This window comes from Streptomyces cinereoruber (genome assembly GCF_009299385.1).
GTDB lineage: Bacteria > Actinomycetota > Actinomycetes > Streptomycetales > Streptomycetaceae > Streptomyces > Streptomyces bikiniensis.
This window is the reverse complement of the sequence record NZ_CP023693.1, coordinates 7231571-7258114: the sequence shown is the minus strand read 5'-3', so window position 1 is coordinate 7258114 and position 26544 is coordinate 7231571. Positions and strand designations below refer to the sequence as shown.

Sequence of the window (26544 nt, the reverse complement as noted above, 5' to 3'; positions counted from 1 at the left end):
TGCGGAGCGGTGGGTGCCGGGTTTGAGTGTGAGGGACCCCTCGCGCCGCCGGAGCCCTGGCCCGTGGAGCGGGCGTCCGCCCGGCCGCGCGGTCCCGCAGTCGCAGGGCGAGGAGAGACCGATGGCACCTCACCACAAGTCGAACAAGGAAGTCGAGGGCGACCCGGACACCGGGCACGGCCGCGGCCTGCCCCGGCGCCCCGACGAGGAGAAGCTCGACGCGCGCCTCGAAGAGGACCGCGAGGAAGCGGGCCGGCCGCCGGAGCCGGACGACAAGGACCGGTAGGACAGGGCGGGCCGGCCGACGGGCCGCCCGCCCCCGCGCCGGAAGGAGGCTCGGGCGGTCAGGCCTCCCGCGCCTCCGCCACGGCCGAGCGCAGCGCCTTCCTGGTCCACGGGCTCTGCGGGGCGAGCCGTTCGACCACGGCCGCCAGCCAGTCCGGGTCTCCGAGGCGCGCGGTCTCCTTCGCCTCGGCCGTCTGCACGAACAGTTCGTCCAGCAGGAGGACGTGGGCCGTGCGGTAGCGGTGCGCGTGCCGGGTGAACCGCGCCTCCCACACCTCGTAGGGGTCCCGGAGCGTCGCCCTGACGACGGGCCCGATCCGGTGGCGCCCCTCGAACCTCGGTCCCACCGCGTGGATCGTCATGAACCGCGACCAGGGGACCATGACCTGCCGGACGCCGTCGTGCCGCTGTTCGAGTCCCTCGGGCAGGAGGACGACATGGCGGCCGGAGGGATTCCGCTCCCGGTCGCCGAGCCCCCAGAAACCGTCGCTTCCCCTCTCCAGCGGCCCCAGAGCCATGGCCCCTCCCCGTGTTCGGTGTGTCCGGTGTTCCGTTCCTCCACGCACGGTAGACGGGGAACGCGGACGGCCGTCATGCCGGACTCCGGCAGTCCGGAGGGCGTTCGGTTGCCTGCCGGCCGGCACCGGAAACGGCGACGCGCCGACCCCGCGGTTGCGGGGCCGGCGCGGTGTGGTCCGCTTGCCGGGGACGGCGGCCGTGTGGACCGTGGGGTCCTCGTCGGCCGACGAGTCGGGTCCTCGTCAGCCGGCGAGGAGTTCGAGCGTGTCGATGACGCGGTTCGAGAAGCCCCACTCGTTGTCGTACCAGGCGACGACCTTGACGTGGCGGCCCTCGACGCGGGTGAGCTCCGAGTCGAAGATCGAGGAGGCCGGGTTGCCCGTGATGTCGGAGGAGACGAGCGCGTCCTCCGAGTACTCCAGGACGCCCTTGAGCGGGCCCTCGGCGGCGGCGCGGTAGGCCTCCAGGACGTCCTCGCGGGTCACGTCGCGGGAGACGGTCGTGTTCAGCTCGACGATCGAACCGACCGGGACCGGGACGCGGATCGAGTCGCCGGACAGCTTGCCGTCCAGGTTGGGCAGCACGAGGCCGATGGCCTTGGCGGCGCCCGTCGAGGTCGGGACGATGTTGACGCCGGCGGCGCGGGCGCGGCGGGGGTCGCGGTGCGGGCCGTCCTGCAGGTTCTGCTCCTGCGTGTAGGCGTGGACCGTCGTCATGAAGCCGTGCTCGATGCCGGCGAGGTCGTCGAGGACCTTGGCCAGGGGCGCGAGCGCGTTCGTCGTGCACGAGGCGTTCGAGACGATCGTGTGCAGCTCCGCGTCGTACGCGTCGGTGTTGACGCCGTACGCGAGGGTGACGTCGGCGCCGTCGGCGGGCGCGCTGACGAGCACCTTCTTGGCACCCGCGTCGATGTGGGCGCGGGCCGCCTTGGCCGACGTGAAGCGGCCGGTCGCCTCCAGGACGATGTCGACGCCGAGCTCGGCCCAGGGCAGCTGCGCCGGCTCGCGCTCGGCGAGCACCTTGATGCGCTGCCCGTCGACGACCAGGGTGTCGCCGTCCACGCTCACCGGGCGGCCGAGGCGGCCGGAGGTCGAGTCGAAGGCGAGGAGCCGCGCGAGCGCGGTGGGCTCGGTGAGGTCGTTGACGGCGACGATCTCGAGGCTGCTGTCACGCTCCAGGAGCGCGCGCAGCACGTTGCGTCCGATGCGGCCGAATCCGTTGATGGCGATGCGAGTCATGGCGATGTCCCTTCGGTTCGCCACCCATGCTCGTGCGCGGCGGGCGCCCGTGACAGCGGCGTGATCGCCACGGTCCGCAAGTATCACGCCAGAGCGCCGCCGGGTCCGGGTCACTCGCCCCGGGCGAAGGTGCGCCGGTACTCGGTCGGCGTGGTGCCCAGGATCCGCTGGAAGTGCAGCCGCAGGTTGGCCCCGGTGCCGAGCCCCACGTCGGCGGCGATCTGCTCGACGCCCCGCTCGGAGCGTTCGAGGAATTCGCGGGCCCGGTCGACGCGGGCCCGCATGACCCACTGCATGGGGGTGTAGCCGGTGTCCTCCACGAACCGGCGCGAGAAGGTGCGCGCCGACACCGCCGCGTGCCGGGCGAGGACGTCGAGGGTGAGGGGTTCGCCGAGCCGGTGCAGCGCCCATTCGCGGGTGGCGGCGAACCGCTCGCCGAGCGGTTCGGGCACGCTGCGCGGCACGTACTGCGCCTGGCCGCCGCTGCGGTAGGGGGCGGCGACCAGGCGCCGGGCCGCGTGGTTCGACGCGGCCACCCCGAGGTCCCCGCGCAGGATGTGGAGGCACAGGTCGATGCCCGAGGCGGCGCCGGCGGACGTCAGGACGCTGCCCTCGTCCACGAAGAGGACGTTCTCGTCCACGCGGATCAGGGGGCGCTTCGCGGCGAGCGCCCGCGCGTAGTGCCAGTGCGTGGTGGCGCGCTTGCCGTCGAGGAGTCCGGTGGCGGCCAGCGCGAAGGCACCCGTCGAGATCGCGGCGAGCCGCGCGCCCCGCTCGTGGGCGGTGATCAGCGCGTCGACGACGGCCTCCGGCGGGTCCTCGCGGTCGGGGAAGCGGTAGCCGGGGACGAAGACGATGTCGGCCCACGCGAGCGCGTCCAGGCCGTGGGCGACCTGGTAGGCCAGGCCGTCGCCGCCGGCGACGACACCGGGTTCGGCGCCGCAGACCCGTACCTCGTACGGCATGCTCGCGCGGGTCGTGAACACCTGTGCGGGGATGCCGACGTCGAGGGGCTTCGCCCCTTCGAGGACGAGGACGGCGACGCGATGCAGACGGGAAACGGGCACGTCACGAGGGTACGCGGGGCGTGTCGGGGGCGGGGCGGGGGCGTCCGGACGCGACCGCGGGAGGCGGGGCGCGGGAACCGGAATCGATCCCTTCGCATCCCGTGGCCCGTGTCAGGAACCTTTCCCGGGCGTTGGCACTCATGATCAAGGGGCCCGGGGCCGCGCCGTGACGGCGGTGTACTCCGCGCCCCGCGGCGCGCCGCCGTCGCGCGCCGTTCCGGACGATCCCGATGAAGTCGAGGAAACCACCGTGCCCCTGACGTCGCACCGACGCCTGGTCGTGAGCGCCACCCTGATCGCCGCACTCGCCGCGGGCGTCGCCCCCGCCACCAGTGCGTCCGCCGCCGCCCCGCAGGCCCCCGCCGTCCCGAAGACGGCGGACACCGCTCCCGCTCCCGACATGGAGGGCGTGGTCGCCGCGCTGAACGCCGCCATGGCCAACGGCGCACCGGGCGCGATGGCCCGGTTCTCCGGCCCCGGCGGCGTCCAGAGCCGTGCGGTCGGCGTCCGGGACCGGGTGAACGGCACGCCCATGGACGTCCGGTCGCGGTTCCGGATCGGCAGCGTCAGCAAGACGTTCTCCACGGTCGTGCTCCTCCAGCTGGTGCAGGAGGGGCGGCTGACGCTCGACTCTCCGGTCAACACGTACCTGCCCGGCCTGCTCCCCGACGACCGCATCACGGTCCGTCACCTGCTCACCCATCGCAGCGGGCTCGCCGACTACACCGACCCGATGTTCGCGAACACGGTGCCGGGCTTCGAGTCCGTGCGGAACAGGGTGTTCGGCTACCAGGAGCTCGTGGACCTCTCCCTGGCGCTGCCCCGGACCACCGAGCCCGGCGTGTCGTACAAATACTCGAACGCCAACTTCGTGGTGGTCGGGATGCTCATCGAGAAGCTGACGGGCCGACCGGTGGCGGACGCGTACCAGCGCCGCATCTTCAAGCCGCTGAAGCTGCGCGACACCTCGTACGTCCACCCCGAGACCCGCATCGCGGGCCGGCACGTCCGCGGGTACCTGTACCCGGACGCGGCCGGCGACCCGCTGGTGGACTCCACGGAGCAGACCGTGTCCTGGGCGCAGTCCGCCGGGGCCGTCATCTCCAGCCCCGCCGATCTGAACACCTTCACCAAGGCCCTCATGCGCGGCCGTCTGCTGTCCCCGGCGATGATGGACGCGATGACGACGGTGACGCCGACGGACGCCACCAACACCCGGTTCTACGGGCTCGGCCTGCGCCGCTACGACCTGTCGTGCGGTGCGCAGGTGTACGGCCACACCGGCACCGTGCAGGGCTTCTACACGTACGCCTTCTCGACGCGCGACGGCAAGCGCAGCCTCTCGGCCATGGCCAACTCCTCGAACCGCGGCGCGGTCAACACGGCGCTCGGCGGAACGCTGGAGGCGGCGTTCTGCGGCAAGAAGCCGGCCGCGGCGACGGCCTCGCGCGCGGACCGCGACTTCTCGTCGCTGCCTGCGGAGCGGGACCTGCCCGAGCGCCGCTGACCGGCCCCCGAGGGGGCGTCCGTGGTCTTCACCCGGCCGGACGCCCCCTCGGGTTCACGCCTGGTACTCGGTGAGGTCGATGGCGTGGACGCGCAGGGGGACGCCGAGGACCGGGTGGTCCAGGTCGCGTTCGGCCTCCATGCCGAGCTTGGCGGCGACGTTCTCGGACGCGCGGTCGCCGAGGTGCGTGACGGCGACGACTCGGTCGAGCCCCCGGTCCTGGAGGGCCCACTCCAGGACCGCGTGGGCGGCCTCGGAGGCGTAGCCCTGGCCCCAGAACGGGCGTCCGAGGCGCCAGGAGATCTCGATGTCCGCCGCCGTCTCGTCCGGTACGGAGAGCCCCACGAGGCCGATCAGCTCGCCGGAGGCGAGGAGCTCCACCGCGAAGAGGCCGAAGCCCTCCTCGTCCCACTCCTCCTCGTACCGCTCGATGTCCTCGGCGGTCCCCTCCAGGTCGCGGACCGAGCCGTCGCCGACCCGGCGCATGACCTCGGGGTCGGCGTTGATCTCGGACAGCGGGACGAGGTCGTCGTCGCTCCAGCGGCGGAGGACGAGGCGGGGGGTGCGGATCTCGGTCATGGCCCCATCCTGGCGCACGCGGCGGACCGCCCGCGCCACCGGGCGGCCCGCCGGGTTCATCGGGTCCGACTGGTTCACGGGGTTTGCGCAAGGGTTCAGGGGTTTGCGCAAGGGTTCACGGGGCTTGCGCGAGGGAGCGGGCGAGGGCCGTGGCGAAGCCGTCCGGGTTGTCCAGCATCAGGTTGTGTCCCGCGCCGGGGACCTCGATCACCGGGATGCCGAGCGCGGCGGCCTTCTCCGCATCGGCGTCCGGCAGGCTGAGCTCCCCGACGAGGAAGGTACGGGGCGCCGCGAGCCCGGCCAGCAGCTCCCCCGTGGCGGGCGTGCTCCCCTTGACCAGCGCCACCGCGCTGCGGTGGACGGCCAGCGGGTCGGCGAGGCGCAGCCGGGCGGCGTAGTCGACGCGGCCGGCGAGGGCGAGCATGCGGGAGAACCCCCTCGTCACGAACGCCTCCTCGCTCTGGGCGGCCACCGGTGAGCTGAAGGCGCCGCCGCCCGCGGACAGGTTGGGCTCCGCCACCACGAGCCGGGCGACCAGGTCGGGGCGCGCCGCCGCCAGATGGATCGCCACGGCGCCGCCCATCGAGTGCCCGACGAGGTCCGTCCCCGCCACGCCCAGGTGGTCGAGGACGGCGGCCACCGCCGCCGCCTGGGACTCCATGCGGTAGTCGAAGTCCGCGGGCCGGTCGCTCAGTCCGTGGCCGAGGAGGTCCACCAGGAGCGCCCGGCCGCCGCGGAGCGCGGGGTGGGTGGCGATGTGGGCGAAGTCCGAGGCGGCCGTGCACCCGAGGCCGTGGACGAAGACCCGTACGGGCCCTTCGCCCGGCAGGTCGATCCACCGGATGTACGCCCGCTCCTCCGCCAGGAACAACTCCCTCATGCCGCTCTCCCCCGTGCCGTACCGCTGTCGTGTCGTCGTCGTGGCGTGGTCGTGCCGTTGTCGTTCCGCCGGGTGACACCCTAGGGGCCGGTACCGACAACGCCCGCCGGAGCGGCCTGCCGTCCCGCGCGCGGGTGGTCGGATAGCGTCGGCCCGAGCCGAGCCGGCGACGCCGGACGCGAGCCGAAAGGACACGCATGCCCCTCGAAGGTGAGTACGAACCCAGTCCGGAGGCGTGGGTACGGGAGCAGGTCGAGCTCTACGAGTCGTCCGGAGGTACGGAGGGCACGACCATGCGCGGTCTGCCCGTGGTCCTGGTGACCAACCGGGGCGCGAAGAGCGGCAAACTCCGCAAGACCCCGTTGATGCGGGTCGAGCACGACGGGGCGTACGCGCTCGTGGCGTCGAACGGCGGCGCCGTGAAGCACCCCTTCTGGTACCACAACCTCGTCTCCTCGCCGGAGGTCGAGCTGCGCGACGGCCCCGAGGCGTGGGACATGCGGGCCCGCGTCGTCACCGGCGAGGAGCGCCGGGAGTGGTGGGACCGGGCCGTCGCCGCCTTCCCGGACTACGCCGACTACCAGCGGAAGACGGACCGGGAGATCCCCGTGTTCGTGGTGGAGCGGGTCGGCTGACCGTCCGGCCGGCGGAGGACCCCGGGCCGGTCGTGGCCCGGGGCCGCTCCGGCGCCGTCCCTCAGCCGGTACGGAGGACCCGCAGGCGGTCGGGCTCCGCCGGGTCCCGGTCGACGATCTGGACCGGTGCCCAGGTCCACTGCCGGACGCCGATGCCCGGCGCGCGGGAGAACCGGATCGGCCCGCGGGTCCCCTCGACCTCCAGGTGCGGCCACGACGCGGCGACGGACGCCCGGTCCGTACCGTGGGAACGCAGCGCCGAGGCGAGGACGGTGACGGTGTCCCAGCCCTCGAAGGCGACGAAGGAGGGCGCCTCGCCCAGGCGTTCGCGGAGTTCCTGCCCGACGCGCTCGCCGAGCGGGCCGAACCGCTCGGGCAGATAGCGCAGGAACGGGATTCCGGCGCCGTCCCCGCCCAGCGCCCCGGCCCACTCCGCGAACTCCGGCTGTCCGGCCGGGGCGCCGATCAGGACGTCCGCGAGCCGCCGGTCGCCCCGGACCGCCTTCACGATCGGCACCGCCGGCTCGGGGTGGCCGACGAGGAGCAGGAGGGCCGTCGCGCCGTGCTCGGCGAGCGCGTCGCACAGGGCGCCGGGGGTGAGCGCGTTCGCGTCGAGTTCGATGACGGTGCCGCCGTGGGGGGCGAGGCGGTCCCGCAGGAGGCGGGTGCCGGACGCCCAGTAGACGCTCGGCTGGGTCGCCACGGCGATCCGGTGCCGGCCTGCGGCGAGGAGGAAGTCCGCGTAGAGCCGCCAGCCGTGGGACTGGGCCGGGGCCAGGCGCGCGACCCACTCCGTCGGCTCCTCGGTGAGCGCGTCGAGCACGGCGGACGAGCAGAGGAAGGGCACGCCGAGGGCTGCGGCGCGGGCGGCGGCCGCGCGGGCGACGACGCTGTGGTACTCGCCCGCCACGGCGGTCACGCCCAGGGCGGCCAGTTCGTCCACGGCCGCCGCGGCCCGCTCCGGGTCGGCCGCGGTGTCCCGGACGAGGAGTTCCAGCGGTCGGCCGTCGATCCCGCCCGTGTCGTTGACCTCCCGGACGGCCAGGTCGAGCCCCGCGAGCAGGTGCCGACCCGCCTCGGCCCAGCCGGGGCGGGTCAGCGGGACGAGGGCGCCCAGGCGGACGGGCGGCCCGTCCGCGCGCTCCGCGCCGGACGGCGATGGTGACGGCAACCTGCCCGGTGACGGCGACGGTGACGTGTTCGGTGACGCCGACCTGCCCGGTGACGGCGGCGGTGGCGTGTTCGGTGACGGTGACGTGTTCATCGGGTGGCGCCTCCCCTGGGACGATGCGGTCGCGGTCCGTCCGGATCGCGCGCCGGCCGGGGTGGGCCGCCCGTACTGCCCACGTCCCGCCCCGGCGGACGCACCCGGATGATCACGCCGTCATTGGATCCGCCGCCGCCGTCGGTGGGCAACCGGTTATCCGTACGTCATGTCCGTACGGCCCCATACGCCGCACCGTCCCCGGTCAGGCCGGTGCCAGGACCGTCAGGAGGTGGGCGACCTCCCGGGCCACGGCCGCGCGGGCCGGGGCCAGGTACCGGCGCGGGTCGACGGCCTCGGGGTGGTCGGCGAGGTGGTCCCGGACCGCCCGGGTGAAGGCCTTGTTCAGATGGGTGGAGACGTTCACCTTGGTCATGCCGGACGTGACGGCGAGGGCGAGGTCCGCGTTCGGGACGCCGGAGGAGCCGTGCAGGACCAGGGGGACGTCCACCGCGGCGCGCAGCCGGGTGATCAGGTCGAAGTCGAGGACCGCGTCCCGGGTCAGCATCTGGTGGGAGCTGCCGACGGCGACGGCGAGGGCGTCGACACCGGTGGCGGCGACGAAGGCGCGGGCCTCCTCCGGGTCCGTGCGGACGCCCGGGGTGTGGGCGCCTCCCTTGCCGCCGACCTCGCCGAGTTCGGCCTCGACCCAGACGCCGTGGCGGTGGCACTCCTCCACGACCTCGCGGGTCGCCGCGACGTTCTCGTCGTAGGGGAGCTTCGAGGCGTCGAACATGACGGAGCCCAGGCCGAGTCCGACGGCCTCGCGGACGAGGTCGGGGTTCTCGGCGTGGTCGAGGTGGACGGCGACGGGGACCTTGGCGGCGCGGGCGACCGCCAGGGAGGCGAGGGCGACCGGCTCCAGGGCGCCGTGGTAGCGGACGGTGTTCTCGCTGATCTGGAGGACGACCGGCCGGTCGGCGCTCTCGGCTCCGGCCACGATGGCCTGGGCGTGTTCGAGCTGGAGGACGTTGAAGGCCCCCACTCCGGTGCCCGCCGCGCGGGCGCGGCGGGCGATCTCGTCGGTCGGCGTCAGCGGCATGGCGCGTCTTCTTCCGGGGTGCGGTCGGGTGCTTGTGGGAGGCGGCCGGCGGGGCGGCGGTCGGGTGCGGACGCCGGGCCGTCAGGCATGGACGTCGGAGAGGACCACGGAGCGGGTCAGGTTGCGGGGGGTGTCGGGGTTCAGGCCCCGGGCCTCGGCGACGGCGACGGCGAGACGCTGGGCGCGGATCAGGTCCGCGAGGGGGTCGAGGCCGCTCTCGGAGAGGATGCCGCCGACCTTCCGCACGTCGTCCGCGAGTCCGGCGGGCAGGGCGCCGAGGCCCCAGGCGACCCGGCCGGGGCCGGTGATGCTGATCGGGCCGTGGCGGTACTCCATCGCGGGGTACGCCTCGGTCCACGCGCCCGCCGCCTCGCGCATCTTGAGGCCGGCCTCCAGGGCGAGTCCGTAGGTCCAGCCGCTGCCGAGGAAGGTGAACTGCTCGGCCGTGAGGACGTCCTCGTCCAGCGGGGCGGTGAGGGCCTGCTCGGCGTCCCGCGCGGCGTCCTCGACGGTGGCCACGCCCTCGGGGAGGGCGCCTTCGGCCTCCAGGTGCGCGCGGAAGAGGGCGAGCGCCGTGGTGGCGAAGCGGGTCTGGACGACCGACTCCTCGTCCGCGAAGTCGAGGACGGCGAGTTCGTCGGCGAGGTCCGCCACCGGGGTGGCGGGGTCGGCCGTGACCGCGCCCGTGGGGACGGTGCCGCGCAGCCGGGAGAGGACGGCGAGGACCTCGCTGGTGGTGCCGGAGCGGGTGAGGGCCACGACCCGGTCGTAGCGGCGTCCGTGGGGGAACTCGGAGGCGGCGAAGGCGTCGGTCTCGCCGTGGCCGCCGGACTCGCGCAGCTCGGCGTAGGCCAGGGCCATGAACCAGGAGGTGCCGCAGCCGACGACCGCGACCCGCTCGCCCCGCCGGGGCAGGGCGGCGACGTGCCGGGGCAGGGTGCGGGCCGCCTGGCGCCAGGTCGCCGGCTGGGAGGCGATCTCCACGGCGGTGCGGGTGGTGCTCATGCCGATCTCCTTGCAAGAAAGACTGCGCGATATTGAACGAACATGCTTGAAGTAGAAGCTATTCAAGCAGAAACATGCACACTGTTTCCAGATCCCTCACCCGCCGGCGGCTAGAATCGGACGCTCGCACGACCGGGAGGGAGGGACCCATGTCCAAGCACGAGCGGTGGAACACGCTCCTCGAACTGTTGGCGGCCTCGGGAAAGGTCGAGGTGGAGGAGGCGGCGACCGCGCTCGACGTCTCCGCGGCCACGATCCGCCGGGACCTCGACGAGCTCGCCGAGCAGCAGCTCCTCGTGAGGACGCGGGGCGGCGCGGTCGCGCACGGCGTGTCGTACGAACTCCCCCTGCGGTACAAGTCGACGCGGCACGCGCCGGAGAAGAAGCGGATCGCGGAGGCCGCGGCCGACCTGGTCGCGCCCGGCGAGGTCGTCGGGCTCAACGGCGGCACGACGACGACGGAGGTGGCGCGGGCGCTCGCGCTGCGGTTCGCGAGCGGGCGCGCCGAGGTCCCGGTGCCGGCGACGGCGCCCGCGGGTCCGGCGCTGACCGTGGTCACCAACGCGCTCAACATCGCGGGCGAGTTGGCGGTGCGCCCGCAGATCAAGATCGTCACGACGGGCGGCGTCGCCCGGCCCCAGACCTACGAGCTGGTCGGCCCGCTGACGGTGGGGGTGCTCAGTGAAGTGGCGCTCGACGTGGTGGTGTTGGGGGTCGACGGGGTCGACGCCGAACTGGGCGTGATGGCGCACCACGAGGACGAGGCGAGCATCAGCCGGCTCTTCGCGGAGCGGGCGAGCCGGGTCGTCGTGGTGACCGACTCCTCGAAGATGGGCCGCCGGGCGTTCGCGCGGATCTGCGGCCTGGACCGGATCGACACCCTGGTGACCGACACGGACATCGCCCCGGAGACGGTCGCCCGGCTCACCGAGGCCGGGGTGAAGGTCCTCACCGTCTGACCCGTCCGCCGCCACGGGCGCGCGGCCGGACCGGTCGCACCCCAAGAAGGCCGGGACGTACGGCTGCCGCCCCGGTGACCACCGCCCGGGCGCTGAGGTCCCGTGCCCGGGCGGCGCCGTCAGCGGCCGGCGTGCGCGGCGCGGCGGATCGTGGCGTCGAGGAGGGCGAGCGCGTCGTCGGCCGTGCGCCCGGGGGCCCGGTTCCACGGACCGATGAGGTCGCCCCAGCCGCGCGACCGCAGTTCGGTCATGATCCAGGCGGCCGCCTCGTTCATGGTGTCCGCGCCGCCGTAGCCGAGGCGGTGGGCGGCGAGGAGCGCCCCGCAGACACAGCGGGCCCCGCGTCTGTCGCGGAGTCTGTACGGGGCGTTCTGCCAGCCCCACTCGGTCAGGACGAGGCGCGCGTACCCGAGGTGGACCGAGGGGCGCAGCTCGGCCTGCCCGATGCGGCGCCAGGCGTGGAGGCGGTCCGGCAGTACGGCTCCGATCCGGCCGGGCAGGCGGCGCTCGGCGGGGCCCGGGGCCGGGAGCGCGTCGAGGGCTTCGGCCACGAGCCGGTCCACGGGCACGCTGAGCAGGTCCCGCCAGCTCCGCCCCTCCCCCGGCGGCGGGGGTGCGAGCGGGACGGTCCCGGGCGCGGGCGATACGGGTGCGGGCGCGAGCGGTACGGGTGCGGGTGCCGGCCGTTCGGGCGCCGGCGCGGTCCAGTCGGTGACGATCCGCTGCCAGACGGCGCTCTCGTAGAGGGCGGCGGCCTCGCGGTCGAGGGCGTCGGGGGTGAGCTGGGGGGCGATGGGGGGCATCGGGCGGCTCCTGGGTCGGTCGCTCCATCCTTCGAGAGGAATGTCGGCTTTGCGAGCTTTGCCCTTGAGTGACACCCGATGCCACCAAAAGCCACCCATCACCCCCGAAAACACCACCTCACCGATTTTCGCCTCATTCCCCCATCAATGGAATTACGCCGCATATTCGGACATAATTCACCGGGTGACGCGACTCACTCCGCACGGCCCTCCACACGGTGCGGACCCCTCCGGCCCCGTACCCCACAAGGAAGTTCGACCCCTTCCGGGCCCGGCCGATCTTGAATTCCCCGAATTCGTTGATCCTTTTACGGGTGCCGCCGATCTGATCCTCTTGTTATTCGCCGCATTGCTGGCCTACGGTCACCCCCATTCGAGCGGAACGCCTAATCCTGCCACCGCTCGGAAACCTCCCTTTTCACCCGACGGCAGGAGCGGGGGACCCACGAATACGCCGGTCCGGTGATCCGGAACGGCTCGGGGTGCAGCCGCGTGCGCGCGGCCGGACACCTCCCGTCCGAACCCGACAGCTCACCTCGTAGGCGCCGGAGAGGAATCCCGTCATGCCTGCACACGGTAAGCACCGTCGCCCCCGCCGCAACCACGTCTCCCGTGGCCTCGCCCTGGTCGGCGCGGGTGGAGCCGCGCTGTCCCTGCCCCTGATCGCCCCCGCCACGGCCGGCGCCGCGACCCCCGCCGCGGCCCCGGAGATCGCTGCCAAGACCTTCACCGCGCCCGCCGCGGCCCCGGTCGCCGCCAAGGCCCCGGCGGCCGCGCGCACGTACACCGTCGTGAGCGGTGACTCGCTTTCCCTGATCGCCCACAAGAAGGGAATTCAGGGAGGCTGGAAGAGCCTTTACCGTGCCAACCAGAGCGCCGTGGGTGACAACCCGTCACTCATTCACCCCGGTCTGGAGCTGACGATTCATCGGGGTTCGGCCGAGGCCGCCCCCGCGCCGACGAAGAAGCAGGAGAAGACGGAGCGGAAGACCACCGCGAAGGCGAAGAAGTCCGCCACGGACGACCGGGCGAGCCGCTCCGAGCGCCGCGCGACCGCCCCGGCCTCCGGCGCCCCGACGGGGGCCTCCGCCGCCGCCCCGGCCGCCGCCGCTGCCGCCCCTGCCGCCGTCGCGCAGTACGCCGACAACCTCGACGGCTGGATCCGGCAGTCGCTGGACATCATGGCCCAGCACGGCATCCCCGGCTCCTACGAGGGCATCCACCGCAACATCATGCGCGAGTCCTCCGGCAACCCGCTGGCCATCAACAACTGGGACATCAACGCCGTCAACGGCACCCCCTCGAAGGGCCTCCTCCAGGTCATCCAGCCGACCTTCGACCGGTACCACGTGCCCGGCACGTCGACCGACCTGTACGACCCGGTCGCCAACATCACCGCCGCCTGCAACTACGCGGCCGACCGCTACGGCTCCATCGACAACGTCTACGGCGCCTACTAGTCCGCGCCGACCGCCGGGGCGTCCCGGCGCCGGAAGTGCCCGGTGAACCAGGAGGTGGCGAGTTCCGCCACCTCCTCCAGGGCGCCGGGCTCCTCGAAGAGGTGAGTGGCGCCCTCCACCACGGCCAGCCGGTTCTCGCAGCGCAGCAGCGCCCCGGCCCGCCGGTTGAGGTCCAGGACCAGCGGGTCCTCGCCTCCCACCACCAGGAGGGTCGGGGCCCGCACCCCGGCCAGGCGGTCGGCCGCGAGGTCCGGCCGCCCGCCGCGCGAGACGACGGCGGCGACCGGGGACGCCGGGTCGCCCGCCGCCCACAGCGCGGCCGCCGCTCCCGTGCTCGCGCCGAAGTAGCCGAGCGGGAGCTCCTCGACGCCGGGCCGCCCGGCCGCCCACTGCGTGGCCCCGGCGAGCCGGCCCGCGAGGAGCGGGGTGTCGAAGACGTGCGCCCGGTCCGCCGCCTCGGCCTCGCTCAGCAGGTCGAACAGCAGGGTCCCGAGACCGGCCCTGTTCAGCTCCGCGGCGACCGCCCGGTTCCGGGGGCTGTGGCGGCTGCTGCCGCTGCCGTGGGCGAACAGGACGAGCCCGGCGGCCCCCTCGGGCACGGCGAGCCTCCCGGCGAGCACGGCGCCGTCGACCGGGATCCGTACGTCCGTCTCCCGGACGACGGGGTCGCGCCCGGCCCTGCTCCGGTCCAGGCGGGCGATCACCTCGTCGTCCGGCGTCTGCGGGAAGTCCCGGTAGAACTGGCCGACGGCGTAGAACCCCTCGGGGGTCCGGACGGCGACGGTCTCGTCCGCCTCGCCGCCGAGCCGGGCCGTCCAGCCGGGCGGTGCGACCGGCACCGCGAGGACGATCCGCGCCGCGCCCCGGGCGCGGACCACCCGGCAGGCCGCCAGGGCCGTGGCGCCGGTGGCGAGCCCGTCGTCGACGACGAGGACGGTCCGCCCTTCGAGGGGCACGGGCGTCCTGCTGCCCCGGTAGCGGCGGGCCCGCTGCTCCAGCTCGGCCAGCTCGCGCTCCTCCACCGCGGCCAGCGCGCGGTCGTCCACCCCGGCCTCGTGGATCACCTGCTCGTTGAGCACCCGCACGCCGCCCTCGCCGACCGCGCCCATCGCGACCTCCGGCCGGTGGGGCACGCCCAGCTTCCGGACGAGGCAGATGTCGAGCGGGGCGTCGAGGGCGTCGGCGACCTCGACGGCCACCGGCACGCCGCCGCGCGGGAGGCCGAGGACCACGACGTCCTGGCCCTTGAGGTGGTCGAGCCGGGCGGCGAGCTGCCGCCCCGCGTCGCTGCGATCGCTGAAGAACATGGTCCGACGCCCTTCCGCCTGTGCGGCCGTCCGGGCGGGCCCGGGGAGGGACGCGGTGTCCGTCCCCTGCCCGTTCCTCCCAGGGTAGACGCGTCGGCCCGTCCCGCCCGGCGGGCGGGACGCCGGCCGGCGGGGGGCCTTCCGGGATGCGGGGGCTTCGACCCCGGGGGCATCCTGGCTGTGTGACCGCGCACGGCGCTTCCGGCCCCGGCCCGGCGGGCGGTACCGGGCGTCCGTCCGGGAGCGGAGCCGGCGGCGGGCCCGCCCCCGTCGCCCTGACGTGGGCGCTCGCCGAGGCGGCGCTCGGGGCGGTGGAGGAGGTCGGCGGATACGCGGGCGGGGTGTACCTGCGCTCCGAGACGCCCGGCCTACTGCGGCTCGCGGTCCTCGTGGGGCTGCCGGGGCCGCTGTTCCGCCCGTGGTGGCGGATGCACACCAACCGTCCGTTCCCGGTGGCCGAGGTCCACCGTTCGGGCCAGGCCGTCCACCTCGCCGACGCCGAGGACGCGATGCGCCGCTTCCCCCAGCTGGTGGCGAGCCTGCCGTTCCCCTTCGCCTCGCTGTACGCGCCGGTGACGACGGGCCGCGAGCGGTTCGGCGTGCTGGTGGCGCTGCGCGCGCCCACCCCGGGCGTGCCGGTGGACGCGCGGGACCGGGGGCGGATGACGCGGGGCGCGCTCCGGCTCGGCGAGGCCCTCGCCGGGCTGTCCCGGCGGGGGACGGAGGTCGAGTGGACCGGCGACCCGGTGTGCGTGCAGCTGCCGACCGGGTCAGGGCTGCCGGTGCGGTTCGGCTCCTTCGACTGGGACCTGCTCTCGGGCACCGTGACGATGGACGACGGGCTCCTGAGGATCCTCGGGGCGGGCGTGACCTCGCCCTGCACGATCGAGGACCTCACGTCCCTCCTGGAGCCGGAGGACGGGTACGCGCTGTGGGCGGCGGCCCGGCACGCGACGGGCGCCGGCGGGCGCCCCCTGGTGCGCAGGCTCCGGCTGAAGGGCCCGGACGGCGGGCTGCACCTCCTGGAGGTGTCCGCACGCGCGCGGCGGTCCGGTCCCGAGAAGGGCTCCCGGCTGGTGGGGACCCTCGTCGACCTCGGCACCGGTCTGATCGGCTCGGACGCCACCGACCGGCTGCCGAGGGCCCTCCTGGCCGTCGACCGGCTCGGCCGCGTCACGTACGTCAACGAGCGCACGGAGCAGCTGCTCGGCCGGCCGCGCAGGGATCTGGCCGGGCGGCCGCTGTGGGAGGCGCTGCCCTGGTTCGGGCACGCCTTCCACCAGGAGCAGCTGCGCGCCGCCCTGCTCTCCGGGGAGCCGGTGCGCTTCCTGGCCCGCCCGGAGGGGGGCCGCTGGCTGTCGGTCTCGCTGCATCCGGGGCGGGACGGGGTGACGATGGTGCTCCAGGCCGAGGAGGGCTCCGCGGGCCTCGCGGACAGGCCCGGGACGGGCCGGCGCGTCACGGACGACCTCGCCTCGCCCGGAGACCGGGCGGCGGACCTGTACCGGCCGGTGGCGCTCGCGATCGCGCTGACCGAGGCGGTGACGGCGCGCCAGGTGTCGGCGGTGGTGACGGAGGAGTTGCTGCCGGCGTTCGGCGGGCGGCAGCTGGCGATCTACCTGCTGAGCGACCGGCGCCTCTACCTGGCGTGGGAGACGGGCTTCCCGCAGGGCTTCCTGGAGCCCTTCGACGGGGTGGGGCTCGACGCGCGGGTGCCGGGGGTGGTGACGCTGACGACGGGCAGGCCGCTGTTCTTCGAGTCGATGGAGCAGCTGGGCCGGGCGTACCCGGGGCTTCCGCTGGACGCGGACCAGGGGGCGCGGGCGTTCCTGCCGCTGATCGCCTCGGGCCGGCCGGTGGGCTCCTGCATCCTCGGCTTCGACCGGCCGCGCGGGTTCAGCCCGGAGGAGCGGACCGTGCTCACGGCGCTCGCGGGGCTGATCGCGCAGGCCCTGGAGCGGGCGCAGCGGTACGACACGGAGTCGGCGGTCGCGCGGGGGCTCCAGGACGCGCTGCTGCCGCACCGACTGCCGGTCCGGGTCGGGGTGGACACGGTGGGCCGCTACCTGCCGGGCACGCAGGGCATGGACGTGGGCGGAGACTGGTACGACGTGATCGAGACGGGTCAGGGGCGGCTCGCCCTGGTGATCGGCGACGTGCAGGGCCACGGGGTGGCGGCCGCGGCCACCATGGGCCAGCTGCGCAGCGCGGTGCGGGCGTTCGCGCTCGGGGGCCACCGGCCGCAGGACGTCATGAAGGGCACCAACCGGCTGCTGATCGACCTGGATCCGGGCCAGTTCGCGAGCTGCTGCTACGTCCTGCTCGATCCGGAGACGGGCGAGGCGCGGGCAGTTCGGGCGGGGCATCCGCAGCCGCTGCTGCTGCGGCCGGACGGGACGGCGGACCAGGTGGACCTGGCGGGCGGGATGGTCCTCGGGATCGACGACGGCGCCTCGTACCCGGTGACCCGGCTGCGGCTGGCCCCCGGGGCGGTCCTCGCGCTGTTCACGGACGGGCTCGTGGAGCGGCCGGGCAGGGACATCGACGAGGGGATCGAGCGGTTGCGCCGGGCGCTCGCCGCGACGGCCTCCCTGCCGCTCTCGGAGACGGCCGACCGGCTGACCCGGGAGGCCCGGCAGGCCACGTCCCGGCCGGACGACATCGCCCTGCTGCTCGCGGCGCGGTGGCCGGAGGGCGGCTGAGCCGTACGGGGGGGTCCGCGCCGGACCGCGACGGCCGGCCACGGGGGTACGCGCGCGTGGCCCGTCGACGCCGGTTCCGGACCCACGCCGGTTCCGTACCCGCGCCAGTTCCGTGCCCGCGTCGGTTCCGTGCCCGCGTCGAGGGGTACGCGCGCGTGGAGCCGTCACCCGGTCGGGCCCGTGGCGCTGGTCGGCGGCCGTGCCCCCGGGGAGGCTGGAGGGTGCCGTGCCGATCGGCACGGCGAGTCAGGGCGGCAGCCCGAGGAGGACACGTGCAGCAGGACAAGCAGCCCGAGTACGGCCCCGTGGTCTTCCGCGACCGCTCGGCCGGGTACGCGTTTCTGACCCGTTCCACCGCGACCAGCGACCGGACCATCGAGTGGGACGACGGCAACACGTATCCCGTGATCGACGTCGAGATCTCCTCCGAGAGCCACCCGTTCTACACGGGCAAGGCGCGGACCGTGGACACCGAGGGCCGGATCGCCCGGTTCGAGCGCCGTTTCGGCGAGCAGGGCTCCTCGGAGGGCTGAGTCCTCCCACGGGCCGAGCCCTCCCGCGGCCGGAACCGGCTCGTGAAACCGGCCCGTGAAACCGGCCAGGAGATGACCGGTTCGCCTTCCAGGATGAGGTCACGAGGACGGCGGGGCGCTCGCGCTCCGCCGCGGACTTCCTGGAGGGGAGCAGTTGTGATCGTGGTGACCGGAGCGACCGGAAACGTCGGACGACCGCTGGTGGAGGCGCTGGCCGCGGCCGGCGAGGAGGTCGTGGCGGTGAGCCGCCGAGAGGCCGGGGAGCTGCCCGCCGGGGTGACGCACCGGCGGGGCGACCTGGCCGACACCGACGGCCTCAAGGGGCTGTTCGAGGGGGCCGAGTCGGTGTACCTGCTCGTCCCGGGCCTCGGGGACGAGCTGCGTCCGCGCGAGATCGTGGCGGCGGCGGTGGCCCGCGGAGTGCGGCGGATCGTGCTCCAGTCCTCGCAACTGGCGGGGACGCGGCCCGAGTCGGTGTCGCACGGGCCGCTGCGCGCGTTCGAGGCGGCGGTGCGGGAGTCGGGCCTGGAGTGGACGGTGCTGCGTCCGGGCGGCTTCGCCTCCAACGCCTTCTTCTGGACCGATCAGGTGCGGGCGACCCGTACGGTGGCGGCCCCCTTCGCCGATGTGGCCCTGCCCCTCGTGGATCCGGCGGACATCGCGGAGGTCGCGGCCGCCGCGCTGCGCGGTCCGGGGCACGCGGGGCGCACGTACGTGCTCACGGGCCCGGTCGCGGTGACGCCGCGCGAGCAGGTGCGGGCCCTCTCGGAGGCGATGGGCGTCCCGGTGGGGTTCGCGGCGCTGGGCGCGGACGAGGCGCGGGAGCGGCTGGTGCGGTTCCTGCCGGAGGAGGCCGTCGACGGGATGCTGTCGGTGATGGGCGATCCCCGCGAGGAGGAGCGGCGGGTGAGTCCGGACGTGGAACGGGTCCTCGGGCGGGCGCCGCGGCCGTTCTCGGCGTGGGCGGAACGCCACGCGGACGCGTTCGCCTGAGCCCCGGGTCGGGGCCGGGCGCGCGGCGGGGCGGGGACGCGGGTCCGTCGGACCGCGTTCCCGCCCCGGCCGGGGGTCTGCGAGCGGGGGCGCGGGGCCCTCCGCTCAGCTCCGGAAGGCGATCAGGCCTTCACGACGCCGGACTCGGCGACCTTGATGGAGGCGCTGGTGGTGCCGGCGGGGGAGGAACCGTAGGACTCGATCTTCTTGACCAGGTCCTGGCCCTCGACGACCTCGCCGAAGACGACGTGCTTGCCGTCGAGCCAGTCGGTGACGACCGTGGTGATGAAGAACTGCGAGCCGTTGGTGTTGCGGCCGGCGTTGGCCATCGACAGCAGGAACGGGCGGTCGTGCTTCAGCTTGAAGTTCTCGTCCGCGAACTTCTCGCCGTAGATGCTCTTGCCGCCGGTGCCGTTGCCCTGGGTGAAGTCGCCGCCCTGGAGCATGAAGTTCGGGATGACGCGGTGGAACGGGGAGCCGGCGTAACCGAAGCCGTGCTGGCCGGTGGCGAGCTCGCGGAAGTTCTGCGCGGTCTTCGGCACGACGTCGTCGAACAGCTTGAAGACGATGCGGCCCGCGGGCTCGTCGTTGATGGTGATGTCGAAGTAGACGTTGTCGCTCATGGGGACATCCTGTCATTACTCGCGCACCGGGTGCGCACGGGCTGCCTCCGGCCGTGTCACGGCACGCCGGTGCCCCGCCGCCCGTGGGGGCGCGGGGCACCGTTCGCGTCGTCGGACACGGGGAGGGGGTCAGAGCAGTCCGCCGGTCTCCGGGGACTGGAGGGCACTCCCGGCGCCCTGGACGGTGTCCTGGAGGACGGCCTCGGCGCCCTGGTCCTCCTGGAGGAGGCCGAGGGGGGTGCCGACGGGGTTGTCCCCGACCACGGCGTTCGCCTGCGGCGGGGGCGTGACGAGGGCGGTGACGACACCTGCGGCGAGGGAGGCGATGGCGAGCATGCTGCGCTTCTTCATGCCCGGGTCAACTGCTGAACGGCCGAGGGGTTACGGGCTTCCCCGGATCGGACGCGGATCGGGCCCGGTCCGGCCGCGTACCCAGACGAGCAGCAGCAGCGAGGCGACGGCGGCGAGGGCGCACCAGGTGGAGACGAACTCGGTGGTCCACAGGAGGGCGCAGACGACGGCCCCGGCCCCGGTCAGGAGGCCGAGGAGCCGCAGCAGCCGGTCGCGGGCGAGGAGCAGGGCGCCGACGGTGGCGAGGAGGTAGGCGGCGAGGAGCAGCGGCGCGTGCGGCAGGTCGACGACGTAGCCGAGGGTGCGGCCGCGCACTTCGGCGGTGACGGGGCGGGTGGCGAGCCGGTGTGCGAGGACGCCGGCGGTCGTGAGACCGGCGGCGAGCGGGACGAGCAGGCGCGGCCGGTCGGCGGGGCGGGCAGCGGTCAGGACGCCGACGGGGAGCCAGAGGGGCAGCAGGGGAAGGGCGATGACGGCCCAGGCGAGGGTGGCGGGTCCGGCTCCGCCGCCGGCGTGCCAGACGGCGGCCTCCACGACCTGGTGGGCGCCCAGGAGCAGGGGCAGGGCGGCGAGCGGCGCGTCCCCGGGGCGGCGCACGGAGGCGAGGGAGGCCACGCCCACGGCCCCGATCCCGAGGCCCGCCCAGAGGTCGGCCGTCGCACTCCAGCACATAGCGCACTTCTACCCCATATCGGGTGGAACCGTATGGCTCTGGTGGGTGTCTTCATCGGTGACACCACTGTCCCCGAGCACGAGGAAACGGGGGACGTCGTGCGTCACCGTCATCTGTTCACCGCTGCCGCCGCCGGCGCCGCGGGGTCCTGCCGGCCGCCGGGATCGGCGCCACGGTCCCGGCGGGCGCGGCCGGCGCTCCGTCCCGGAGCGGATCGGCTCCGGCCACGGCCCTGGTCGTCGGCGCCCGCCGGAGAGACCACGCGACCTTCGACCGGCTCGTGATCGACGTGCGGGGTGCCGTGCCCTCGGTCACCGTGCGCCGGGTCTCCGCGCTGCACCAGGACGGCTCGGGCCGGAAGGTCCCGCCGGCGGGGAAGTACTTCCTGGAGATCAGGCTCTCCCCGCCGGCGGGACCGTCCGGGCGGGCGGTCCCGCCGGCGCGTTCAGCGCTCGCCGGGACCGGCCTCCAGGTACACGGGGGTGCCGGTCCGGCGGGCGCGGTCGATCGCGGCGAGGCAGGCGAACTCGGCCGGGTCCATCTCCCGCTCCCACTCCTCCAGCGTGCGCAGGTCGTACGCGTCGTGCTCCTCGGGGTCGAGGACGACGGCGGCGATCTGCTCGTCCGTCAGCTCGCCGCCGTCGAAGACGAAGCCGATGTGGTTGGCGGGCCAGGCGTCGCCCCGGTCGGTCGTGAAGTGGGTGCCGAGCAGCCGGGGCTCGCCGGTGAAGACGATCCCGGTCTCCTCGCGGCACTCGCGCACCGCCGTCTCCCAGGGCGTCTCCCCCGGGTCCATGTTGCCGCCGGGCCACTGCCACGTCCCGGAGTGGTAGGTGGCGCGCAGCTGGAAGGGGCGGCCCCCGGTGTCGGTGAAGTAGAGGCAGGCGTAGGCGGTCGCTCTCGGGAGGGTCGCCACGTACTCGACGGGCGGCAGCCAGGTGTTCGCCATGGGGCGGCTCTCTCTCGACGGGCCGGCGGGATCGCCTCCATCCAAGCGGTCGCGGAAGCGCGGACCGGCCGCTCACCGGTGGATCACCGGATCGTGTGATCACGCCCTTCCCGCGTGCCCCCGGGGCGGTACGCGAGGCGGCGCAGGCGGCGCCGGACGAGGTCTTCGTGGACGAGGCGGCCGACGAGGGCGCCGCCGTAGACGACGAAGCCGACGCCGACGAGCCAGGACTGGAGGACGAGGACGGTGCCGAACTGGCCGTACGTCACCGCGTTCGAGGCGATGAGGGGGGAGAAGACGAGCTGGGAGAAGATCCGCAGTCCGAGGAGGCCGAGCGCGGTGAGGACGGCTCCGGGGAGGAGGGCGCGCCAGCGGATGCGTCCGCAGAGCAGGAAGCGCTGGGACCACCAGAAGAAGAGGAAGGTGCCGAGGAGGTCGCCGAGGGCGACGGCGGCGGTGGTGAGGGCCGGGGCGTTCTCGGGGGCGGGGAAGGCGACGAAGACGAGGAGGGCCGCGACGAGGACGGCGAGCCAGACGACGTGCCGCCACATGGTGTGCCAGCGGGCCGTGGGGAGGTCCCAGACCCGCTCGTACCCGGTCTGTACGGCGGATCCGAAGGTGACGCCGAAGGCGGCGAGGGCGGCGAGGCCGAAGGCGGTGGTGCGCTGGAGGGCCTGTCCCGGCCGGCCGAAGAGCTCCTCGACCTCCTCCTGGGAGACCTCGGTGACGCCGAGGCCCTGGACGAGCCAGCGGGCGAAGCCCTGCCCCCGGGCGAGGTCGGCCGCCGCGACGACGATGAGGAGGGGCACGAGGGTGAGGAGGCTGAGCGCGGCGAAGCTCATGGCGCGGTGCATGAGTTCCATGGCGCGGCCGCGGTTCCACGCGAGGCCGACGGGGGAGGCGGCGACGCGGTCGTGGACCCGTCGGAACCAGTGGCCGTGTTCGGTGGGGGCACCGTCGTGCGGCGGACCGGGTGTGGAGGGCATGCCTCGTGAGGTACCCGGCCCGGCGGCACGGCATCGCGGGGTGCCGCCGAACGGGTGGGCGCCGGAGGGCGAGAAAGGCCGGGCCGGACGTCGCCCCCCCCCCGGAGCGGGTCAGGTGGGGAGGGGGCGGGCGCCGGGGCCGGGGCGGACGGTGACGTCGCGGACGGAGAGGGCGGCCCGCTCCTCGCCCTCGCACCGGACGACCACGCGGACGGGGGCTCCGCAGTCGGTGTGGCGGATGTCGAGGACGGGGCCCTCGGGGCCCTCCGCGTGGGTGTCTCCCCACTGCTTGAGCGCGAGGAGCACGGGCCAGAGGTCGACGCCCTTGGGGGTGAGCCGGTACTCGTACCGGGTCCGGGCGCCGGGTTCGCGGTAGGGCTCGGCGCGCAGGACGTCGGCCGCGACCAGCTTGCGGAGGCGGTCGGCGAGGACGGCCTCGGAGAGCCCGAGGTGCCGGCGGAACTCGTCGTACCGGCGTATGCCGTTGAACGCGTCCCTCAGGATCAGCAGGGTCCACTTCTCGCCGACCAGGTCCAGGGTGCGCCGGACCGAGCAGTTCTCCGTGTCCGTCTCCAGCCACTTCATCGTCACACTCTAGCCACCTGGCTGCGTCGTTGACAGTCAGCTTTCGGGAAGGCTAGCTTCGCCGTGCAAAGTCAGCTGGTCGAGTCGGGCGGAGAGTGGTCGTGGAACGGACGCGTACGGTCGAGTGGGAGGACCCGGCGGCCTCCGCGCGGGCCGCGGGGACGACGGCGGGACTGGACTTCCTGCGGGAGATCGCCGCCGGGCGGCTGCCCGGGCCGCCGATCGCCGCGCTCCTCGGCTTCGCCCTCGAAGAGGTGGAGGACGGCCGGGTGGTGTTCTCGTTCGAGCCGGCCGAGGAGCACTACAACCCGATCGGGAGCGTGCACGGCGGCGTGTACGCGACGCTGCTCGACTCGGCGGCCGGGTGCGCGGTGCACTCCACGCTCCCCCGGGGCACGGCGTACACCTCGCTCGACCTGTCGACCCGTTTCCTCCGCCCGATCACGGTCGCCACCGGCAAGGTCAGGGCGGTCGGCACGGTGCTGAGCCGGGGGCGCCGCACCTCGCTCGCGGAGGCGGGGCTGTACGACGCGGAGGACCGGCTGCTCGGTCACGCGACCAGCACGTGCATGCTGTTCCCGGTCCCGGCGTAGTACGGCAGGAGGCGGGGACGGGGTCAGCGGAGGCCGGGGACCGGGCGGGTGCGGGTGCAGCCGTCCGGGACGGCGTCGGGGGCGCCGCTGGCCTGGAGGGCCGCGCTCACCAGGGTGGCGAGCAGGTCGATGTCGGAGTTCATGTCCAGACGGACCGTCACCCACCCGGACCCGGCGCGCAGGCGGACGGCGCTCGACCCGAGGAGGGCCGGGCGCAGCTTGGCGATCATGGCGCGGGTGAGGTGGACGTCGGCCTCGTGCTCGCCGTGGAAGTGCACGATCTCCTGCGTCGCGGTGCCCAGTCCGACCTCGGCGCCGCAGTGGGCGCGGCCGGGGGTCAGCGAGGGCCAGCTCATCAGACGTTCACTGGCATGCCTGGCCGTGTTCATACGAGGAGCGTGCCGGGCGCCGGGGCCCCGCACAAGCGTCCTGCGGCAAGAATCCGGCCGACGCGCGAAACAGGCCGTCGGGAGGGCTCTCGCGACCGTGCGTCACGGCGGCGCGTGGGGCGGAAGTGACTCTGCGTCACGACGGAGCGGGGTGGGGACGCCCCCGCCGGGCGGCGCTTCTCCCGCCGGCGGTTACGGGCCCCGGTGGTGCGCCCTCCCGGTTGTACGGCGGGCGGGTCGTCGAACTAGCGTGGCACCCATGGAACTCTTGGGAGAGATCACGGGCGACCGCCCCCTGCTGGTACTCGCCGTCAAGGAGGAGGCGCAGTTCCTCGACACGGGGCTGCCGGTGCTGCTCACCGGCATGGGCAAGGTGAACGCCGCGACCGCCCTGGCGACCGTGCTCGGCCGGGGGCCCCGGCCGTCCGGGATCGTGAACCTGGGGACGGCCGGGGCGCTGCGGCCCGGCCTGACCGGGACGCACGTCGTCGGCACGGTGGTGCAGCACGACTTCGACGGGCGGCTGCTCGCGATGCTGACGGGCGAGTCGTACGGGGCGCCGCTGACGCTGCCGGACGGCGGGGACGTGGTCCTGGCCACCGGCGACACCTTCATCTCGGACGAGGTCGCCCGCGCCCGGCTCGCGGAGCAGGCGTCCCTGGTGGACATGGAGGGGTACGCCCTCGCGCACGTCGCCTCGGTCGCCGGGGTGCCGCTGCGCGTCGTGAAGCACGTCAGCGACGAGGCCGGCGAGGGCGCCGCGCGCACCTGGCGCGAATCGGTCGCCGGGTGCGCGCGGATCCTGGCCGACTGGGCGGCGGAGAACGTCCCGTACCGCCCCTGAGGGTTCCGTCCCAGGCAGGTGTTCCGGCCCCGGGCGGGGGTTCCGCCCCGGTCAGGGGTTCTGGAAGTGAGCCTCCGGGTCGGCCGCGGTCGGGCCGTTCAGGACCGGGCGCGGCAGTCCGCGCAGGTGCCGGTCGAAGAAGGCGGAGACGTACGTCCGGGTGAGGGCGACGGCCCGGTCGGCGGGCAGCCCCGGCTCGGGCAGGCCGAAGTGACGCGAGATCACGGGGCCGTCCGAGAAGGAGAAGTGGTCGGATCCGGCCAGCGTGATCCAGCGCTTCCAGCCGTCGAGCGCGGACCACGTCCGGTCCCAGCTGGTGTCGATCCCACCGGGCAGGTGCGTCTCGTCGTGGGTGCCGAGCATCATGAACGGGCGGCCCCGCAGGCCCTCCGCCGGAAGGTCCTCCCAGAAGGCGCCGTCCATGTTGATCCCGGCGTCGATGCGCCGGTCGGCGACCATCGCGGTGGCCGCGCTCGCCCCTCCGATGGAGTGGCCCGCCATGCCGATCCGGCGCGCGTCGATCACGTCGGCGTACCGCCAGACGGACCGGGGGCCGACGAGCCGGTCCAGGACGTACCGCATGTCGGCGGCGCGGGTCGTGGTGACCACGCTCTCGTGCGCCCCGCCCTCGTCCAGGGCCGTGCAGGCGACGCAGGTGAGGGTGCGGCCGCCGGGGAGGCTGATTCCGTACGACTCGTAGGCGTGGTCGACGGAGGCGACGACGTAGCCGCGCGAGGCGAGGTCCTCGGCGAGGGAGGTGAGCGTCCAGCGGGAGACGCTGAAGCCCGGGGAGAGCAGCACCAGGGGGCGGTGGCCCGGCGCGGGCCGGACGTCGGTCCTGCTGTGGGTGCGCGTCCGGGCGAGCACGTCGCCGGAGACGCCGGGTCCGAGCTGCTCGGCGAGCAGCCGCGCCTCCTCCCGGGTGGCGTACGGGGCGGGGCTGCCGCCGCCGGAGCGCGCGGCCGGGTAGTGGAGCGTGACCATGAGCGCCCGTCCGTCGGCGGTGGGCACCCAGGGGTCGGTGCGGGACCGGTCGACCAGCGGCAGGACCGTGCTGCCGACGGCGTGCGGCCCGGTGGGCGCGGGGAGGACGGCGGGCCGCGCCGGCTGTGCGACCGCCGTGCTCGCGCCGGGGGCGGGGGTGTCGGGAGCGGCCGCGGTGGCGACTCCTGCCGTCAAGGCGAGGGAACAGGAGAGGACGGTGGCCGCGACGGCTCTGGTGAGTCGAGTCATGCGGGCACGGTAGGCGCGGGGAGCGGTCCGGCGCGTCCGCCCGTGGGCTCACTTTCGATCAACCTCGGGTCGGAGAAGGGGCCTTGCCCGTCACCCACGGGTACACCCACGGGCTCCGGTGTCCGCCTCACCCTCAACTTCCCTCACCCGCACCGGTTCTGACGTGCCGACCGGCCGGACGGGTCCGTGCGGCGGGACGACCTTGACAGCGCGGAAGGCCGCCTGCCTATGGTGAGGAGTCTCCGTCCGCGTCCGGACGGGGCCGAGAGATCCGGGGGGGGGAGGCGTACGTGCGCACAGCGACCACGGCGCCGCACGCCCCGGTCCGGGCGGACGCCCGGCTCGTCTGCCGCCGGCACGTCGACCTCTGCCGCACCTCCTCGGCCATCTGTCCTTCCCCTCGCGCCTGACCCCGCCCCGCGGGCCCGCGCGTCCCCGCGCCCACCCCCGGGCCGGACGCCCGGCGATCCCGCCGCGCCCGGGTCCGCGCGTCCCGTGACGTCCCGTCGCCCGGCCCCGCGCAGCCGTGCCCCGCACCGC

Annotated in this window: 29 protein-coding genes, 1 pseudogene and 1 riboswitch; of the genes and pseudogenes, 12 read left to right on the top strand and 18 right to left on the bottom strand. The window is 74.6% G+C overall.

The window, feature by feature from the left end:
• Positions 1–121: 121 nt before the first annotated feature.
• A complete protein-coding gene (locus CP977_RS34305) occupies positions 122–286 on the top strand; it encodes a hypothetical protein (protein ID WP_167309018.1) in 165 nt (54 codons plus the stop codon).
• 58 nt (positions 287–344) lie between these two features.
• On the opposite strand, the gene CP977_RS32640 is transcribed toward CP977_RS34305, so the two are convergent.
• The 3 genes from CP977_RS32640 to CP977_RS32630 all read right to left on the bottom strand — a co-directional run bounded on the left by CP977_RS32640 (position 345) and on the right by CP977_RS32630 (position 3109).
• Positions 345–803, bottom strand: a complete 459-nt coding sequence (locus CP977_RS32640; protein WP_062760118.1) for a hypothetical protein — start codon at positions 801–803, stop codon at positions 345–347.
• Positions 804–1046: 243 nt separating this feature from the next.
• Positions 1047–2042: a type I glyceraldehyde-3-phosphate dehydrogenase gene (gene gap, locus CP977_RS32635; protein ID WP_062760117.1), complete on the bottom strand. Its 996-nt coding sequence runs from the start codon at positions 2040–2042 to the stop codon at positions 1047–1049.
• Positions 2043–2152: 110 nt separating this feature from the next.
• On the bottom strand, positions 2153–3109 hold the full coding sequence (locus CP977_RS32630) for a GlxA family transcriptional regulator (RefSeq protein WP_152371363.1): 957 nt from the start codon (positions 3107–3109) through the stop codon (positions 2153–2155).
• A gap of 250 nt (positions 3110–3359) precedes the next feature.
• On the opposite strand from CP977_RS32630, the gene CP977_RS32625 reads away from it, so the two are divergent.
• Complete coding sequence (locus CP977_RS32625) at positions 3360–4616, top strand: serine hydrolase domain-containing protein (RefSeq protein ID WP_152371362.1); 1257 nt, start codon at positions 3360–3362, stop codon at positions 4614–4616.
• 54 nt (positions 4617–4670) lie between these two features.
• Here the strand turns inward: CP977_RS32625 and CP977_RS32620 are convergent, their stop codons facing one another.
• Both CP977_RS32620 and CP977_RS32615 read right to left on the bottom strand, forming a co-directional pair.
• A complete protein-coding gene (locus CP977_RS32620) occupies positions 4671–5195 on the bottom strand; it encodes a GNAT family N-acetyltransferase (protein ID WP_062760114.1) in 525 nt (174 codons plus the stop codon).
• Between the two features lie 115 nt (positions 5196–5310).
• Complete coding sequence (locus CP977_RS32615) at positions 5311–6075, bottom strand: alpha/beta fold hydrolase (protein ID WP_152371361.1); 765 nt, start codon at positions 6073–6075, stop codon at positions 5311–5313.
• A 197-nt stretch (positions 6076–6272) separates the two neighbouring features.
• On the opposite strand from CP977_RS32615, the gene CP977_RS32610 reads away from it, so the two are divergent.
• Positions 6273–6710, top strand: a complete 438-nt coding sequence (locus CP977_RS32610) for a nitroreductase family deazaflavin-dependent oxidoreductase (protein WP_062760112.1) — start codon at positions 6273–6275, stop codon at positions 6708–6710.
• 61 nt (positions 6711–6771) lie between these two features.
• On the opposite strand, the gene CP977_RS32605 is transcribed toward CP977_RS32610, so the two are convergent.
• From CP977_RS32605 to CP977_RS32595, 3 genes are all read right to left on the bottom strand, one after another.
• Complete coding sequence (locus CP977_RS32605; RefSeq protein ID WP_062760111.1) at positions 6772–7881, bottom strand: ABC transporter substrate-binding protein; 1110 nt, start codon at positions 7879–7881, stop codon at positions 6772–6774.
• 298 nt (positions 7882–8179) lie between these two features.
• Positions 8180–9016 (bottom strand): class II fructose-bisphosphate aldolase, encoded by an 837-nt coding sequence (locus tag CP977_RS32600; RefSeq protein ID WP_062760110.1) that lies wholly within the window; start codon positions 9014–9016, stop codon positions 8180–8182.
• An 81-nt stretch (positions 9017–9097) separates the two neighbouring features.
• Positions 9098–10021, bottom strand: a complete 924-nt coding sequence (locus tag CP977_RS32595; protein WP_062760109.1) for an SIS domain-containing protein — start codon at positions 10019–10021, stop codon at positions 9098–9100.
• A 149-nt stretch (positions 10022–10170) separates the two neighbouring features.
• Between CP977_RS32595 and CP977_RS32590 the strand changes: the two genes are divergently transcribed.
• Complete coding sequence (locus CP977_RS32590) at positions 10171–10980, top strand: DeoR/GlpR family DNA-binding transcription regulator (protein WP_062760108.1); 810 nt, start codon at positions 10171–10173, stop codon at positions 10978–10980.
• Between the two features lie 119 nt (positions 10981–11099).
• Here the strand turns inward: CP977_RS32590 and CP977_RS32585 are convergent, their stop codons facing one another.
• Positions 11100–11783, bottom strand: coding sequence for a DUF6197 family protein (locus tag CP977_RS32585; RefSeq protein WP_062760107.1), 684 nt, complete (start codon positions 11781–11783; stop codon positions 11100–11102).
• A 383-nt stretch (positions 11784–12166) separates the two neighbouring features.
• A riboswitch (cyclic di-AMP (ydaO/yuaA leader) is annotated at positions 12167–12340 on the top strand.
• A gap of 6 nt (positions 12341–12346) precedes the next feature.
• Here CP977_RS32585 and CP977_RS32580 point away from each other — a divergent pair.
• Positions 12347–13243: a LysM peptidoglycan-binding domain-containing protein gene (locus CP977_RS32580; RefSeq protein ID WP_109184789.1), complete on the top strand. Its 897-nt coding sequence runs from the start codon at positions 12347–12349 to the stop codon at positions 13241–13243.
• Here the strand turns inward: CP977_RS32580 and CP977_RS32575 are convergent.
• Complete coding sequence (locus CP977_RS32575) at positions 13240–14550, bottom strand: phosphoribosyltransferase family protein (protein ID WP_109184788.1); 1311 nt, start codon at positions 14548–14550, stop codon at positions 13240–13242. The two genes, CP977_RS32580 and CP977_RS32575, sit on opposite strands and share 4 nt — an antisense overlap.
• 182 nt (positions 14551–14732) lie before the next feature.
• On the opposite strand from CP977_RS32575, the gene CP977_RS32570 reads away from it, so the two are divergent.
• The 3 genes from CP977_RS32570 (at position 14733) to CP977_RS32560 (ending at position 18778) form a co-directional block, all read left to right on the top strand.
• The gene (locus CP977_RS32570; RefSeq protein ID WP_229991445.1) at positions 14733–17252 is read left to right on the top strand and encodes a SpoIIE family protein phosphatase; all 2520 of its coding nucleotides are present in this window, start codon (positions 14733–14735) and stop codon (positions 17250–17252) included.
• Positions 17253–17524: 272 nt separating this feature from the next.
• Entirely contained in the window at positions 17525–17785 is a 261-nt protein-coding gene (locus CP977_RS32565) for a type B 50S ribosomal protein L31 (RefSeq protein WP_030212502.1), read from the top strand.
• Between the two features lie 156 nt (positions 17786–17941).
• Positions 17942–18778 (top strand): NAD(P)H-binding protein, encoded by an 837-nt coding sequence (locus CP977_RS32560; RefSeq protein WP_062760103.1) that lies wholly within the window; start codon positions 17942–17944, stop codon positions 18776–18778.
• A 122-nt stretch (positions 18779–18900) separates the two neighbouring features.
• Here CP977_RS32560 and CP977_RS32555 read toward each other — a convergent pair whose 3' ends face one another.
• The 3 genes from CP977_RS32555 to CP977_RS32545 form a co-directional block, all read right to left on the bottom strand.
• On the bottom strand, positions 18901–19401 hold the full coding sequence (locus CP977_RS32555) for a peptidylprolyl isomerase (RefSeq protein WP_062760102.1): 501 nt from the start codon (positions 19399–19401) through the stop codon (positions 18901–18903).
• Between the two features lie 129 nt (positions 19402–19530).
• Positions 19531–19752, bottom strand: a complete 222-nt coding sequence (locus tag CP977_RS32550) for a hypothetical protein (protein WP_104860322.1) — start codon at positions 19750–19752, stop codon at positions 19531–19533.
• A 30-nt stretch (positions 19753–19782) separates the two neighbouring features.
• On the bottom strand, positions 19783–20424 hold the full coding sequence (locus CP977_RS32545) for a DUF6629 family protein (protein WP_109184786.1): 642 nt from the start codon (positions 20422–20424) through the stop codon (positions 19783–19785).
• Between the two features lie 281 nt (positions 20425–20705).
• Between CP977_RS32545 and CP977_RS35595 the strand changes: the two are divergent.
• Positions 20706–20825 (top strand): annotated as a pseudogene (locus tag CP977_RS35595) (AMIN-like domain-containing (lipo)protein); the annotation flags it as partial.
• Between the two features lie 45 nt (positions 20826–20870).
• Here CP977_RS35595 and CP977_RS32540 read toward each other — a convergent pair.
• The 3 genes from CP977_RS32540 to CP977_RS32530 all read right to left on the bottom strand — a co-directional run bounded on the left by CP977_RS32540 (position 20871) and on the right by CP977_RS32530 (position 22945).
• Positions 20871–21374, bottom strand: a complete 504-nt coding sequence (locus CP977_RS32540; protein ID WP_062760100.1) for an NUDIX domain-containing protein — start codon at positions 21372–21374, stop codon at positions 20871–20873.
• Positions 21375–21457: 83 nt separating this feature from the next.
• Positions 21458–22360: a YhjD/YihY/BrkB family envelope integrity protein gene (locus CP977_RS32535; protein ID WP_109184785.1), complete on the bottom strand. Its 903-nt coding sequence runs from the start codon at positions 22358–22360 to the stop codon at positions 21458–21460.
• Between the two features lie 111 nt (positions 22361–22471).
• Positions 22472–22945, bottom strand: a complete 474-nt coding sequence (locus CP977_RS32530; protein ID WP_152371359.1) for a winged helix-turn-helix transcriptional regulator — start codon at positions 22943–22945, stop codon at positions 22472–22474.
• A gap of 101 nt (positions 22946–23046) precedes the next feature.
• On the opposite strand from CP977_RS32530, the gene CP977_RS32525 reads away from it, so the two are divergent.
• On the top strand, positions 23047–23538 hold the full coding sequence (locus CP977_RS32525) for a PaaI family thioesterase (RefSeq protein ID WP_062760493.1): 492 nt from the start codon (positions 23047–23049) through the stop codon (positions 23536–23538).
• Positions 23539–23561: 23 nt separating this feature from the next.
• Here the strand turns inward: CP977_RS32525 and CP977_RS32520 are convergent, their stop codons facing one another.
• On the bottom strand, positions 23562–23894 hold the full coding sequence (locus CP977_RS32520) for a luciferase domain-containing protein (RefSeq protein WP_062760098.1): 333 nt from the start codon (positions 23892–23894) through the stop codon (positions 23562–23564).
• 292 nt (positions 23895–24186) lie between these two features.
• On the opposite strand from CP977_RS32520, the gene CP977_RS32515 reads away from it, so the two are divergent.
• Entirely contained in the window at positions 24187–24771 is a 585-nt protein-coding gene (locus CP977_RS32515; protein ID WP_183953366.1) for a nucleosidase, read from the top strand.
• 51 nt (positions 24772–24822) lie between these two features.
• Here the strand turns inward: CP977_RS32515 and CP977_RS32510 are convergent, their stop codons facing one another.
• Positions 24823–26004: an alpha/beta hydrolase family protein gene (locus tag CP977_RS32510; protein WP_062760096.1), complete on the bottom strand. Its 1182-nt coding sequence runs from the start codon at positions 26002–26004 to the stop codon at positions 24823–24825.
• Positions 26005–26294: 290 nt separating this feature from the next.
• Here CP977_RS32510 and CP977_RS35400 point away from each other — a divergent pair, with 290 nt between their 5' ends.
• Entirely contained in the window at positions 26295–26414 is a 120-nt protein-coding gene (locus tag CP977_RS35400; protein ID WP_311736902.1) for a putative leader peptide, read from the top strand.
• Positions 26415–26544 lie beyond the last annotated feature (130 nt).

Coding starts and splice junctions, on each gene's coding strand:
- CP977_RS34305 (WP_167309018.1), top strand. CDS start 122: ATGGCACCTCACCACAAGTCGAACAAGGAAGTCGAGGGCGACCCGGAC.
- CP977_RS32640 (WP_062760118.1), bottom strand. CDS start 803: ATGGCTCTGGGGCCGCTGGAGAGGGGAAGCGACGGTTTCTGGGGGCTC.
- gap (WP_062760117.1), bottom strand. CDS start 2,042: ATGACTCGCATCGCCATCAACGGATTCGGCCGCATCGGACGCAACGTG.
- CP977_RS32620 (WP_062760114.1), bottom strand. CDS start 5,195: ATGACCGAGATCCGCACCCCCCGCCTCGTCCTCCGCCGCTGGAGCGAC.
- CP977_RS32615 (WP_152371361.1), bottom strand. CDS start 6,075: ATGAGGGAGTTGTTCCTGGCGGAGGAGCGGGCGTACATCCGGTGGATC.
- CP977_RS32610 (WP_062760112.1), top strand. CDS start 6,273: ATGCCCCTCGAAGGTGAGTACGAACCCAGTCCGGAGGCGTGGGTACGG.
- CP977_RS32600 (WP_062760110.1), bottom strand. CDS start 9,016: ATGCCGCTGACGCCGACCGACGAGATCGCCCGCCGCGCCCGCGCGGCG.
- CP977_RS32595 (WP_062760109.1), bottom strand. CDS start 10,021: ATGAGCACCACCCGCACCGCCGTGGAGATCGCCTCCCAGCCGGCGACC.
- CP977_RS32590 (WP_062760108.1), top strand. CDS start 10,171: ATGTCCAAGCACGAGCGGTGGAACACGCTCCTCGAACTGTTGGCGGCC.
- CP977_RS32585 (WP_062760107.1), bottom strand. CDS start 11,783: ATGCCCCCCATCGCCCCCCAGCTCACCCCCGACGCCCTCGACCGCGAG.
- CP977_RS32580 (WP_109184789.1), top strand. CDS start 12,347: ATGCCTGCACACGGTAAGCACCGTCGCCCCCGCCGCAACCACGTCTCC.
- CP977_RS32575 (WP_109184788.1), bottom strand. CDS start 14,550: ATGTTCTTCAGCGATCGCAGCGACGCGGGGCGGCAGCTCGCCGCCCGG.
- CP977_RS32555 (WP_062760102.1), bottom strand. CDS start 19,401: ATGAGCGACAACGTCTACTTCGACATCACCATCAACGACGAGCCCGCG.
- CP977_RS32550 (WP_104860322.1), bottom strand. CDS start 19,752: ATGAAGAAGCGCAGCATGCTCGCCATCGCCTCCCTCGCCGCAGGTGTC.
- CP977_RS32545 (WP_109184786.1), bottom strand. CDS start 20,424: ATGTGCTGGAGTGCGACGGCCGACCTCTGGGCGGGCCTCGGGATCGGG.
- CP977_RS32540 (WP_062760100.1), bottom strand. CDS start 21,374: ATGGCGAACACCTGGCTGCCGCCCGTCGAGTACGTGGCGACCCTCCCG.
- CP977_RS32535 (WP_109184785.1), bottom strand. CDS start 22,360: ATGCCCTCCACACCCGGTCCGCCGCACGACGGTGCCCCCACCGAACAC.
- CP977_RS32530 (WP_152371359.1), bottom strand. CDS start 22,945: ATGAAGTGGCTGGAGACGGACACGGAGAACTGCTCGGTCCGGCGCACC.
- CP977_RS32520 (WP_062760098.1), bottom strand. CDS start 23,894: ATGAGCTGGCCCTCGCTGACCCCCGGCCGCGCCCACTGCGGCGCCGAG.
- CP977_RS32515 (WP_183953366.1), top strand. CDS start 24,187: ATGGAACTCTTGGGAGAGATCACGGGCGACCGCCCCCTGCTGGTACTC.
- CP977_RS32510 (WP_062760096.1), bottom strand. CDS start 26,004: ATGACTCGACTCACCAGAGCCGTCGCGGCCACCGTCCTCTCCTGTTCC.